Source organism: Chitinophaga tropicalis (assembly GCF_009758205.1).
GTDB classification, from domain to species: Bacteria; Bacteroidota; Bacteroidia; order Chitinophagales; family Chitinophagaceae; genus Chitinophaga; species Chitinophaga tropicalis.
Window position 1 is genome coordinate 254,701 of the sequence record NZ_WRXN01000005.1, and the last position, 13,430, is coordinate 268,130.

General features: G+C 44.5%; 10 protein-coding genes. 4 read left to right on the forward strand and 6 right to left on the reverse strand.

Annotated elements, in window-relative coordinates:
- The first annotated feature begins 35 nt into the window (after window positions 1-35).
- Together GO493_RS13590 and GO493_RS13595 are read left to right on the forward strand one after the other, a co-directional pair.
- Window positions 36-272: a VF530 family protein gene (locus GO493_RS13590; RefSeq protein WP_157306725.1), complete on the forward strand. Its 237-nt coding sequence runs from the start codon at window positions 36-38 to the stop codon at window positions 270-272.
- A gap of 257 nt (window positions 273-529) precedes the next feature.
- Entirely contained in the window at window positions 530-3,712 is a 3,183-nt protein-coding gene (locus tag GO493_RS13595) for a reprolysin-like metallopeptidase (protein ID WP_157306726.1), read from the forward strand.
- A gap of 650 nt (window positions 3,713-4,362) precedes the next feature.
- Here the strand turns inward: GO493_RS13595 and GO493_RS13600 are convergent.
- The 3 genes from GO493_RS13600 to GO493_RS13610 form a co-directional block, all read right to left on the reverse strand.
- On the reverse strand, window positions 4,363-5,286 hold the full coding sequence (locus GO493_RS13600) for a hypothetical protein (RefSeq protein WP_157306727.1): 924 nt from the start codon (window positions 5,284-5,286) through the stop codon (window positions 4,363-4,365).
- A 148-nt stretch (window positions 5,287-5,434) separates the two neighbouring features.
- The gene (locus tag GO493_RS13605) at window positions 5,435-6,304 is read right to left on the reverse strand and encodes a DMT family transporter (protein ID WP_157306728.1); all 870 of its coding nucleotides are present in this window, start codon (window positions 6,302-6,304) and stop codon (window positions 5,435-5,437) included.
- A gap of 46 nt (window positions 6,305-6,350) precedes the next feature.
- Window positions 6,351-6,872 (reverse strand): GNAT family N-acetyltransferase, encoded by a 522-nt coding sequence (locus GO493_RS13610; protein WP_157306729.1) that lies wholly within the window; start codon window positions 6,870-6,872, stop codon window positions 6,351-6,353.
- 103 nt (window positions 6,873-6,975) lie between these two features.
- On the opposite strand from GO493_RS13610, the gene GO493_RS13615 reads away from it, so the two are divergent.
- Window positions 6,976-7,836: a LysR substrate-binding domain-containing protein gene (locus GO493_RS13615; RefSeq protein WP_198315707.1), complete on the forward strand. Its 861-nt coding sequence runs from the start codon at window positions 6,976-6,978 to the stop codon at window positions 7,834-7,836.
- A gap of 87 nt (window positions 7,837-7,923) precedes the next feature.
- Entirely contained in the window at window positions 7,924-8,319 is a 396-nt protein-coding gene (locus GO493_RS13620) for a hypothetical protein (RefSeq protein WP_157306731.1), read from the forward strand.
- 81 nt (window positions 8,320-8,400) lie between these two features.
- On the opposite strand, the gene GO493_RS13625 is transcribed toward GO493_RS13620, so the two are convergent.
- Genes GO493_RS13625 through GO493_RS13635 form a run of 3 tightly spaced genes read right to left on the reverse strand, consistent with a single transcriptional unit; the run spans window position 8,401 to window position 13,378 of the window.
- Window positions 8,401-10,041 carry a hypothetical protein gene (locus tag GO493_RS13625; RefSeq protein WP_157306732.1) on the reverse strand — a complete coding sequence of 547 codons (1,641 nt, stop codon included), beginning with the start codon at window positions 10,039-10,041 and terminating at the stop codon, window positions 8,401-8,403.
- Window positions 10,038-11,036, reverse strand: a complete 999-nt coding sequence (locus GO493_RS13630) for a family 43 glycosylhydrolase (protein ID WP_157306733.1) — start codon at window positions 11,034-11,036, stop codon at window positions 10,038-10,040. The genes GO493_RS13625 and GO493_RS13630 overlap by 4 nt, the downstream gene beginning before the upstream one ends.
- A gap of 41 nt (window positions 11,037-11,077) precedes the next feature.
- Window positions 11,078-13,378, reverse strand: a complete 2,301-nt coding sequence (locus GO493_RS13635) for a heparinase II/III domain-containing protein (protein WP_157306734.1) — start codon at window positions 13,376-13,378, stop codon at window positions 11,078-11,080.
- Between the last annotated feature and the right edge of the window lie 52 nt (window positions 13,379-13,430).

Genomic DNA, 13,430 nt, shown 5'->3' on the forward strand with positions numbered 1-13,430 from the left:
GTACCGTATCTTTGCCCGCAAGCAACATCATATATATGGAAACAGGAAATACATCAAAAGATCCTTTACACGGGGTAACACTGGAAAAGATCATTACACAGCTCGTAGAGGCCTACGGTTGGGATGAACTGGGATACCAGATCCGGATCAATTGCTTTATCAGCAACCCGTCTGTACAATCCAGCCTCAAATTCCTGCGTAAAACACCCTGGGCCAGGACTAAAGTTGAAGATTTTTATAAAGACGCCTTGCGGAAGGGGAAGTTGAAATAATTGAACATTCCCCTCTCCTGTTTTATTAAAAAACCCCCTCTCCCAACTTTTCTAGCCCGGTACACCTTTAATCGCAGTGAATTAAACTACTTTCATAGATATATCCTTTTCACCCTAATCTAAACCCGCATGAGACCACAGTGAATTAAACGATTTTCATAATATATCCGTTTTCACCCTAATCCAAACCCGCATGAGATCGCAGTGAATTAACTACTTTATAGATATATCCATTTTTCACCCTAATCTAAACTCGCATGAGAAAAGTGTTACTATTCGCAGCTGCATTGCTATGCAGTACAATGTCGTTTGCACAGAACTATTGGAGGGCACACACAGATGCCGCCAGGATTATCCCCGACAAAGCTGTAGCCCGGCTTGCATTCCCCTCAGATTTCAAATTATTTGATCTGAATTTACCCCCTTTACGGAATGAAGTATTCAGAACTGTTGGCAATGCGTCAGGACATTCAACAATTATTTCTTTGCCTAATGCAGATGGGCAAATTGAACAGTTCCAGATTATAGAAGCGTCCAACTTCGAGCCGGCATTACAGGCTAAATTCCCGGAAATCAGGGCATTTTCAGGAAAAGGTATTACTGATAAATATGCCACACTGAAGCTGAGCATTTCTCCGCAGGGAATACAGACAATGGTATTCCGTACGGGAAAGGAAACTGAATTTATTGAACCCTATTCTGCTGACCACACCGTGTACACGGTATTCAAAAAACAAGCGAAAACTTTGCCATGGAAATGCTCTACACCGGAGCAAAAGCTGGCTGCTGACATCGGTAAACAGCTGCCCAATGCCAGGTCGACAGGCGATCTGAAAACAATGCGGCTCGCTCAATCAGTTACCGCCGAATACTCCAATTACTTCGGGGCCACAAGCGCTTCACAGGTTTCATTAGTGCTGGCGGCTGTCAATGCTACACTTACCCGTTGTAACGGTGTTTATGAAAAGGACCTTGCCCTGCATCTTAACCTGATCACGGCAACTACCAATGTATTCTACTATAATGCTTCAACAGATCCATATTCTTCAGCCAGCTCAGGCGCCGGCGGAGCATGGAACAGCGAGTTACAGAATACACTAACCTCTGTGATCGGCGCCGCAAATTATGATATTGGCCACCTGTTCGGGGCATCCGGCGGTGGTGGTAACGCTGGTTGTATCGGTTGTATCTGTGTTGACAATTCCAAAGGAAGTGGCTTTACTTCTCCTGCTGACAATATTCCACAGGGAGATAATTTCGATATCGATTATGTAGTGCATGAAATAGGGCACCAGTTAGGTGCTAACCATACATTCTCCATGAGCAATGAAGGCACAGGGGTAAATATGGAACCTGGTTCAGGTATCACTATTATGGGTTATGCCGGTATTACCAGCCAGGACCTTGCTCCACATTCCATCGATATTTACCATGCCGCTTCCATTGCGCAAATCCAGGCTAATCTTACAAGTAAGACCTGCCCGGTAACAACCAGCCTGGCCGGGAATAATGCAACTCCTGTTGTCAATGCCGGCAGCAATTATACTATTCCTATCAGCACTCCGTTTGCACTTACAGGATCGGCTACTGATGCCAATGCTGGCGATGTGCTGACCTACTGCTGGGAACAATATAATAATGCGTCATCATCACAAACGGGCACCAGCAGTGTAGCCAGCCCAACCAAAGCTTCCGGTCCTAACTGGATATCATTTTCCCCTACCTCGTCACCTACAAGATATTTCCCCAAAATGGCGACTATCCTTGCAGGCGGGTTAGTGTCAGGTCCACTGACAGGTGGTGATGCAGGAGCCAATACGGAAGCATTGAGCTCTGTTTCAAGAACGTTACTCTTCCGGTTAACTGTAAGAGATAATGCACCTTATAGCTCTACAGCACCGGTAACTGTTGGCCAGACCAATTTTGCGGAAATGACAGTAACAGTCAGCAATACGTCAGGTCCTTTTTCAGTGACTGCTCCTAATACTGCTGTATCATGGGCGGGTAATTCGTCACAAACTATAACATGGAATGTTGCGAATACAACATTATCACCCGTTAGTTGCGCCAATGTAAAAATATCTATCTCTACAGACGGCGGCACTACATTCAGCACATTAGTGGCAAGTACCCCTAATGACGGTAGCGAGGCTGTAACTATCCCTAATACGCCCACTACAACAGCAAGGATAAAGATAGAAGCTGTAGGAAATATTTTCTTTGATATCTCCAATACAAACTTCACTATCACATCCGGCTCATCATGTGTTTCTCCTGCAGGTCTAACTGCGTCTTCTATTACAGCAACATCGGCTACGATAGGATGGACAGCAGTAAGCGGCGCAGTATCATATAATGTGGCTTATAAAGCTGCATCATCTGCTACCTGGATCAATGCTGCAACAGGAACTACTGCTACCTCCGTAGGCTTAACCGGCCTTATAGCAGGAACTACTTATGACTACAGGGTAAGGACCAATTGCGCCAGCGACAGCAGCTCTTATTCTGTTGCACAGTTCACAACCACAGCAAGTACTACCTGCAGCGCACCTGCTGGTTTAACCAGTTCATCTGTAACAACTACAGGAGCTACCGTTGGCTGGACAGCGGTAAGCGGCGCCCTGAGCTATGATGTGGATTATAAGGCCAATTCGTCTGCTACGTGGATCAATGCCGCGACCGGCACTACTTCCACATCTGTCAGCTTAAGCGGTCTAACATCCACTACATTATATGACTGGAGGGTAAGAACAAGGTGTTCAGATGGTACAGGTACATATGCTACCGCGCAGTTCACTACTTTAACGCCGCCAACTTGTGCCAATACCTTGGATACTTCAACCAATGGAACAACTTCCGGTGCTGCCACCATTCCGTTTAATACCGATGTTACAGGTCTGATCAGCCCATCCGGCGATATTGATAACTATAAGTTTGTGATCACTACCAGCGGTACTATTACTATTACATTAGGCACATTGCCTGGTGATTATGACCTGAAACTGCTGAACAGCGCAGGTACGCAGCTCGCTATTTCACAGGCAGGCAGCACTACCAGTGAAACTATCACCAGAACCATGAGCCCGGGTACTTATTATGCACAGGTATACGGTTACAATGGAGCCAACAGCGCTACTTCATGCTATACATTAAGGGTACAACTGGGTACTGCCAGCCGCGTAACAGATCCTGTTACCACCGGGCAAAAAGTAGTTATCTTCCCGAACCCGGCCAATAATATTGTGAACATTAATCTTCCAGGTCTGAAAGGAAAATCAGAGGTAAGCATGTTTGATGGCAACGGCCGCGTGGTATTGCGCCGTGAAGTGAGCACAGCCAGCACACAGCTTGATATTTCTGCATTACCTGCCGGTGTTTATATAATAAGAGTTAAGAATGGAGTAAAAGAAGTGAATATGACGAAGATCATTAAGCAATAAGATAAATACAGAACTCAATACAGAAAAGCCAGTGTCTTTCGGGGCACTGGCTTTTCTTATTAGATATTTCTATATTCGGGCATAAAACACTCAATAAATCATTACAGGGTTATGCAGGTTATTAAAAGAATAAAAGCGGATTATCAGTCTATCCTCAGGGCGAAAATTCATGTTTTTCTTCGTAAAAGTTTATGGCTATATCTCTTAAGTATGTTTGCCATAGCTTCAGTTTTACCGTTGCCAACACTGAGCATTCCTGTTTCTGCTATTATTTACTTTGCAATTTTCCTGGTGGTAATATTAGTACCAGTTTACCATCTAAGCACAGTACGCTTAGTCCAATCATTAAACTTTGATGCGGACGTTGAGTTTGATGAGAATCAAATTATAATAAGGCACAGAAACAAGGACCTTATTGAGACGAAAGACTGGCAATGGATCTTACAGATCAGTTTTACAGGATCAGCTGTCGTATTAACGGTAAGGCAACCGCGAACTTTTCTGATCTTCCTTAATAAAAATAACCTGACGGAGAGGGAGCTGCATTTCTTTAATCACATGTGCACGACCAGATATCTGAAGTAAACGATATAGTGACAATATCATTTGGATTACGGGGAGTGGCCCCGCAATCCAAATGATAAAGGTTATTATCTCTTCCTGCGGATCTTCAATACATAAACAGCAGTCGTTCCACCGTCCGGATAATCAAGGTCTTTAGAAAGAGCCGCTGCATGTCTTATCTGAGGCTTTATATCAATCAGCATACGGCCTACACCGGCATAAGTAGCTGCTCCGCCAGGACATCCAACTACCCATGTAGAATCTATGAATATAGGTGTGGCTCCGATACCACTGGAAACGTAACTTGCAGCGCTATCTCTTACTATTTCCAGGCTTGCCCGCTGCAGTAGCTCTGTTTTTATGCCAAGTGCATAAGCCGTGATGGAAGAAGGAGCATCGTATATATGATCTTTGCTACCTGCAAACCATGCGCTTCCTGAAGGATATGAATGCACCAGGAGGTTCCCTGCTGAATTAACCTTTGCTCCTCCCCCAATCAGCGTATAGAAGTTTGTAACACTTGCAAAAGTATCCGGATGAGGAGCAACTCTTGAAGTAGTTGAAAAAAGCAACATGTAAGAAGTAAGCTGTTCTTTAGTAAAGCCTGTCACCTTCAGTCCGATTGCATACGCAAACAAAGTATGTTCACGGGGCCTGATGTGATATGTAGACGCTGCATGCCAGGTGGTGAAGTCTGCATCCGGGTAGGAAGCAGTTAAAAATGCATTAGAGCTGTCTACCAGCGGAGTGGCGCCCGCACCACCGCCAATTAATGCATACCCATCCGGTACTTTGATATCCAGTTTAGGCTGAGTGCCTGTCTGGATAGCATCAACAATTGCTATCTGTACGGTTCCCGACCAGTCGGTCCCGTATTCAACACTTGCCAGTATCGGGCTTTCTGATTTCAGTACCGGGGTTAATTTTTTGTCCTGAGCAGCTTGCTCTTTTTTGCAGGCAGTCATGCAAATGAGCAATGCAGCCCATAAAAGGCTCATTGACTTTGACATAGGGTATTAATTTAATTGATTAGGGAATGGGGATTTAATACATGAATAAGTTGATATTCCTGTAATAGAAATTGGTTGTCGCTAACAATTTACTTACTCTCTCTCAGAAAAAGTAAAACTATTATTTGTCTTAAATAGTGAATGAGGATCAATCAATACCTACTTTGCCAAATTTTATTTCTGATATAATTGTCCCTGCAAAAATGAGTAAACCGCCCAGTACCAGACGCTGGGTAAGCAATTCGTTTAATATGAAGAATGAGGCTATTGCTGCAAAGATGGGCTCGAATAAATAGATGATAGCTACTTTTTCAGCTGATATATATTTTTGTGAAATGTTCGACACTGTGTACATGTACGCAGTGGAAAATAAAGCACAGTAAAGAATTCCGGGCCAGAAGCCATCCGTATGGGGTAACCAGGTTGCACTGCTGTCTGTTACTGCAAGACAAAGCATAATCAGTGTACAGGTCAGGAACATGGGAACTATGGTTGGTACTATATTGCCGGATGTCGAATACTTCTCCACCTGGATCAGATAAACAGCAAAAGCAAATGCACCAATGATGGTATAAAGATCCCCGATGCCGATTAAAAAGTGATCTTTAATAGAAATAATGAACAATCCTGCCAGAGCTATTATCGCTGCAAGCCAGATCTTCAGGTCAACAGAAGATCTGTAAACGAGCAATTTCAGGATTGGAATGAGCACCACAGACATACCTGCAATAAAGGCACATTGTGAGGCAGAGGTATGCTTCAGGCCCAATGTCTGCAAATAGATCCCGGCTGTAAGAGGTACTGCCAGGAACATTCCCCGGATAAGACCTTCCTTGTTTATCCCTTTTAACTGCCGGAATAAAACTACAGATAATACAAGGGTTGCAAGCAGAAACCGGTAAAGTAAAAAAATGGACTGAGACACACCGCTCACAGCCATCTTGGTGACAGGAAAAGAAATTCCCCAAAAGGCCGTACCGATTATAAGCAAAGCTATATAAATATATTTCCTGTTCATTTTTCAAATCTGCATCAGATCAGCATATCTGTATTCGTTCAAATATCTATTTCAAACTCTTCTTCATCATGATGTCTGTCTGTTCGTCATCTCCTAATATGAAAACATGTTTATCAAACGGCACAAACCCATTCTTTTCATAGAAGCGGATGGCTTTTGTATTATGCTCCCAGACGCCCAGCCAAACATAATCGAATTTCCTTTCATATGCAATCTGAATAGCCCATTCGTAAAGAAGCTGACCTACTTTCCTGCCATGATATTCCTGTACTACGTAGATGCGTTCAATTTCCAGTGCGTTGCTGTCCTGTATTTCGGTCTGCGCTGCGCCGGTATTTATCTTCAGATATCCGATTACCCGGCCTTCCAGCTGAGCAAAATAAAACACTGAGCCGTCGGTATTGATCTCATCAGTAAGTTTCTGCCGGGAGAAGCCATCTTCCAGGTATCGGGTCATATTCTGCTCACTATTATGCGGTGCAAATGTCTCAATGAACGTTTGCTTTCCTATTGTTTGCAGTACATCTATGTCTGTTAGTGTTACCCTGGATATGCTTACTTTTTCCATAATGGTCTATATAATTGTTCTGACTACAAAATTAGGAAGTCATTTGATGTCAAAAAATGCTAAATTCGATCCAAATGATGCCAAAAAAGCATCAATCCATAGTATGACAACACAGCAGATCGACTATTTTTTGCAATTGTCTGAAGAACTTCATTACTGGAGGACTTCTTACAAGGTGAATACTACACAGTCTGTCCTGAGCCGTCAGATAAAGGCATTGGAAGATGAGTTACAGGTACAGCTCTTTATACGTACCAACAGGAAAGTGGAGTTGACCCCGGCAGGCAAATTTCTTCAGCAGCAATGGAAACCATTGATTGAACAAATAAATGCAGCTGCACTATATGCACGAAAAATTCACCAGGGAGAAGGAGGCAGTATCGTTATTAATCATCCCGGCTCCATTAGTTATGATATCCTGCCAGCCCTGCTTAGCCGGGTATCATCAATATTTCCTGACGTAAAGGTTGAGTTGGTACAGGTAAAGCATACCCGGGAAATAGAGATGCTAAAAGCGTATGAACTGGACTTATGTTATAGCAGGCATCTTCATGAGGATGATTTCCTCACCTGGAAGCTCATACGGCAGGATAGTCTTGCCCTTGTGGTCCCTGAACAGCATCCTATTGTCAAAGAGTCCCACATCACATCAAAAGCCCTTCAGAATGAGCGCTTCATCTTATCTACATTAACATATGGAGAGACTTTCCAGATGAGGATAGATCAGATCTTCTCCAGGTATGATATTAAGCCCAATATCCGTTTCGAGTCAGATTTTGGTTCTGTGATATTGAGCCTGGTAGAGAAAAACCTTGGAATATCTATCGTCCCTTTTTCTTACTCTTACGCAAACCATCCTGGCATCCGCTTTATAAAATTGCCTTTTGAAGTTCCATTATATATACACTGGCGAAAAGATGAAGAAAATGCAGTAATTAAGAATATTTTAAATCTTATAACATAAATATCGTTTTAATTGTATATTTAGCCCCTGATAAACCTCAATGAAACCCGGGACAAGATATATTCTGATAAACAATACAATCAAACAATGAAAATCTGGAAAGAACAACCCGCCAACCAGGAAGTTGAAGCAGTAATCGCTGAATATTTTCAACTGTTGCAAAATGGAAAATTAGATGAAGCTACTGAATTGATAAGTAGTGAGTATGATGATTGGTTAGATAGTCTTTTTGTAGTTTGGCAAGACCATTACCTTATTCATGAAATACCAAAGGATTCATCCTTTGACGGAAAGGAGTGGTTGAATGATCTGTCCTGGTTAAAAGATCTGACTATTAAACCGGAAATGGAATGGATCAACGACAAATATGTATGGGCCGATTTCATTTACCGGGATGAACCGTCCGGCTATGTTGGTGAGTTTTGCGTTAAGCAAATTGACGAAGGGTATACTGTGAAGCGTGTGATCTTTAAAATGGCATAGTTATTTAAAAGGCTGCATCAGGATATTTGATGCAGCCTTTTTGTATCAGTACACTATCTATTATTCTTACAATCCTTTTTCTCATCTAACTACCTTCTCGCATTTATACAAATAAAATAATCGCTGTACCGCCTCTGCTGTCTGTACAACGCTGTTTCCATATTGCCATGCCACCACAGTGACCTTTACAGGAAACCTGGCTCGGGGAGGAACAGGTGTGAACTCAAGATATCCCTCTTTTATATAAGCAGGGCCCGATTGTATATAATAATACACCGGCAACCCCTTATCAGACCTTGCCTGCAGCTTTATTCTTTTAATGCCTGCCTTCTTATCACCTATAGGAGGAAAAGTTATCTGCTGTGGCTCTCCCTTTGTATTGCGTGCCGGCACTATCATTTCTGCCTGTTGCACAGCAGGTTTAAATGCAGTATCCCCAGGATGTGTAGCAACAAAACACAGGCTGTACTCTTTAGGATGAGGCGCTTCCCCATTTCGCAGATCAAGGCGGAATGTAGTGTCATTGATCTTTTTGAACGGGCCTGTTACCCGGTTTATAGCGATAGGACCACCTTTTTCAGCATGGCTTAAAGAACTGCCTGGCGGCAGGCCGGTCCACATAGGAGGACGTTCACTTTCTCCCGGTACCGTATCAAGAAATGTACCTTTCAGCATAAAGGAGACGCCATCATTAAGCGGATGAAAAGGTATATGCACCTGCAAATGGGTATTACGCTGGCGGATAACAGCTCCATCCTGCATATACCCCAATAACTGCGGCTGTTTCTTTCCTTCCTGCTGCTGGTATCTTTCCGTTGCTCTTACCATTTCCTCATCAAAGAACCAGAATGCCTGGGTAGTGTCTCCTCTATAACTGCCAACGGGGGCCGGCCTGGTATGTGGCGCTTCATCCGCCCGCCATTTCTCCATCAGCCAGCCTGTTCTGACAGGATCAATGGCTTTTAAAACAGTACCGGCAGTAAAGTTCTCCGGCAGCCGGTATTGGGCAGCTTTTTTTATGTAATAAGCGATATAAGCTATCTTCTTATCAGTAGCAGCAAAATGTCCTTCTCCCGGGCATGCCAGCATGCTAAGAGGCATCAGGGGATGTTCTTTCCGCTCTTTCAATCCTTCTGCACTCCAGGTATCAGCTGCTTCATATTCGCCCATCGTTTCCAGGCAGGGCACATAATCAATGTTACGGCCTTCCCATATATCAGGCGCAAATTGTGGATGACGGAACCAGGGCCATTGTCCGCTTACGGATATAGCACATAAAGTACGGCCGGGATTCCACGCTGTATAATAATAAGGCCAGCTGGCAGCGGCTGAATGTCCGACAGTAACAAAAGGCACATATTTCAACTCACTATACCCTGATGAATCAGCCAGGGCTGACATGAATGAATCCAGCACCTGGCCTGCACCTTCATTAAAACGGAAGAAATGATCGAAGGAAGGTGCAACCCAGACAATAGCGAAAGAAAGCTTTTCCATTTCTTTGCGGAAATGTGCATTCTCAATAATGCTTATCTCTTCCATATTATGCTGTGCCAGTATTACTGCCTTTACTTTCCGTACCGTTTCAGGGATCCAGAGATAAGCTGTAGATCCATCTTTCCTGGCACCTTTTACCGGGACAGACCATTGCCATACCTGCGCCTGTACGTTTATGCCAACCAGTAAAAACACCAGGAAGGCAAAAGCGGGCCTCTTCTTCATTCTGCAGGGGAATTAACTACACCAGCCTCGCCGGTTTTTATATTCAGCTGCCAGGGTTGCGGCTGAGGCAATACAAGTTTTCCATCACCAATTTCCAGCGGCATCCACAAATAACGGGAATCCCATTGAGTTTTGGGCCTCCATTGGTCAGCCATAAAAATAACAGTAGTCGTTTTAGAGCCTGTTACTTTAAGCATCATAGTTGATTGGGAACTATAAGTATTGGTAGCCGGTGGGGCAATATCTTTGAACTCTGACCACGGGCCAGCCAATGATGTAGCTGTAGCATATCTGTTGGGGTTAGGACGCCAGCCCGTCAATTCGGAACCAATGGCATAATAAAGACCGTTATAATGGATAATAGCACCTCCTTCCAGCGGAGCGTTGACAAGACAAACTTCCTTTTCAACAGAAAGATAATCGTCAGATAATTTAGCTATGAAAAACCCTTTGGTAGGCCTGCTTTCAAATACCAGATACGCGGTTCCGTCATCATCAATGAACTGGCCAATATCCCTGCTCTCTCTTTCCAGCGGACGGAAACTCTTCACATAAGTAAAGGGGCCCTGTGGTTTTTTACTGGTAGCAACTCCCACCCTGGCAAGCTTGTATTTAGCGTCATCCAGGTGGAAGTACATTACATACGTCTTCGTATTACGGTTGTAATAAACCTTGGGCCGTTCCAGTACCCACCGGCGGCCCAGCTGCTCAGGATCGGAGAGCTGCAGCGCATCGCCCATAAATTTCCAGTTCACCAGGTCTTTTGACCTGTAGCAGCTTACATACCTGTAATTGGTATCCAGCCCCTGCCTGCGTTGTTCTCCATACCAGTAATAATACTTCCCGAGTTGTATAATACCTCCTCCATGTGCCTGTATATGGTTCCCTTTATCATCAGGCCAGGTTTCACCGGGTTTTATAATATTTTGCGCTATAGCATTTCTCCAGACTATCAAGCTGGCAACAACTGTTAAAAAAAAATATAGTTTCTTCATTATCCTAAAAATTTAAACTGTATTACTACCAATCAGGAGCACTACTTCCCTATGCGTATCTCCAGCTGCTTATCATGATATACAGGCTGCACTGCTTTATTATTCAGGATAAAACTTCCCGGCCTGTTGTCAATTCCATAAACAGCATTGATCAATGGCTGGCCCTGCAGTACCATCCGCAGCTCTTTATTACGCTCTTTTGTTATCATAAACAACTTGGACAGGGAACTGAAAACAACCTTTCCTTCCCTTCTGATATAGCTTCCATATGCCATGAAATAATCTGTCACAGCAGACGGATTGTTCTCGGGGTAACTCAGTCCCAGGAGGTAAGCATCAGTATCCCAGCCTCCCAGGTTGTTACAGCTGTTCAGGTGCATGATCCGCCCTTCTGCCAGCAGGTTCAGGTAGATGTCAGTCACTTTTCCGTCCTGCCGGATACGTACTCCCTGCATATCATTTCCTCTCAGCCGTTCTATCACAGGCAGGGAGGACTGATTCACCGAATCTTTGAGGATGATAGCCGTAATGAAACTGGTTTGTTTTACAGTTTCCGGATATGCTATGGAGTAGTATGTTTCTGTCTGCTTTACATCTTTGGCCTGGGGAGCGGTAAGTTCAGTCAGTACCATGTTATCCGGGAAATCATGATTATAGCCTGATTGTATCAGCGTTTCGGGGAATAGTGGTCTTACCAGCACAGAAGAATTGTTCTGTACAATACTGATATCGCCTCCCACCTTCTTTGCATCGCCACCCGGATGCAGTAACCATTCAAACCTGCCCGGCTCATAGGCTTTCACGTCGTCAACAATGAGTATCACTTTACCTATCCATATAAAGTGGCGGAAGTTGCGTGAAAAATTCTTCGACGTAGGCCCGGTAGCATTAGCCAGCAGATATTTCATATCTCCTGCATCCATGAGCTCTCCCAGCTGTCCGCGTAACGGAGAGCCATAATACTGCTGTTCTTCCGGCTGCGCCTTGCCATTAAACAGCACTACATTATGTGCCTGACTCTGGAAAAAATAACCGGGATATTCTTTGGAGCCATACCAGCTGTTGCCCGGATCTTTGATGATAGCTTCCCCTTTATGAAAGAGTATAAAGCTGCCGGCATCTGCGTGGGAATGATTCCAGGTAATACCTGATTTTATACCCAGCATAGTGGCATCTTTCTGCCAGGAATTACGCATGGTTGCCCAGTCCATGTCTTCAAACAGTGCAGCAGACGGAAGGTCCGGCAAACCTGGCGTGCCACTCATGTCCGGCTCACAGATCAGCCCCAGTGGCGTATTGACAGACAGCCCTTCACGATGCTGGGACTTCACTACCTGGCTGAGGTACCAGAGCGAGTTAGGGTCAGTATATCCGAGTGCATTCAGCAGTTTCACAGGGCGGTCTCCCACCACCTGCAGATTACCGTCCCCGAAATTCAGGGAATACAACGGCCCTGTCCGGGGGTAGGACACGTGCATGAAAAACTCCGGTATCTTTTTTAAAACCGGTATTTCCGGTTGTTTCTTCCCCGGAAAAGTATTGGTATAAGCTAAACGGAAGCTGAGGTATTCTGAGATGCCGAAAGCTGCGTAGTTAACACTTTCATACATGCCTCCGCCGGCATCGAAGCTCTTGGGTTTGAAATGCAGTTCATCTCCGTTGAACCCGAACCATTCTGCGGCCGACTGAGAAACAGTCTCGGCCCATCCTGCCGCTGCCGGCACTTCATCCATTACCGCCAGGGAAGCAATACCTGCCATGTCAACACAGGCCGACCACCAGTTATGTCCCATGGAATTCAATGTATGGATACGGGTTGCCGGCAGTACCCAATCCTGCATGGCGGGACGGATGCCTAAACGGGTTATTCCTTCTGCGATGGTTTTCCGTTCTTCCTTAGACAGGTAATGGTAGATGGCATCATAACCAACAGCAGCTGCATAGCAATTTGCCGCCGTACCAAGATCTGCTTTCCATGGCGGTGTTCGCTGCAGCATCTCAGCCCCTACCCAGGCAGACGCGGCACAGAGTTTCTGAAGCGTCTCCTTTACCTTATCAGCATAACGCTTGTCGTCAGTCATCAGGTAAGCGAGCGACAAATAATCTATCCTGGCAACAGCATTACCTGTTGTCAGTAATTTATCTGCTTCTGCTTTTACTTCATTCCAGTTGTTGCTGATAGCTGTATCTGTCCTGATACGCTCTTTCAACCGGGATACTTTCTGTCCGGTAAAGAACAGGCGGGGATGTGGTACAGGAGATTGGGCTGTCAGCACAGCATAATGCAATAATGCCACACAGCATAGTAATAACCTTATGCAGCTTCTGTTTTTATAGATCATCTTCATGTTTTTGCAGGCCTCTGCCCGGTATATATCATAGAGGCCACAAGAA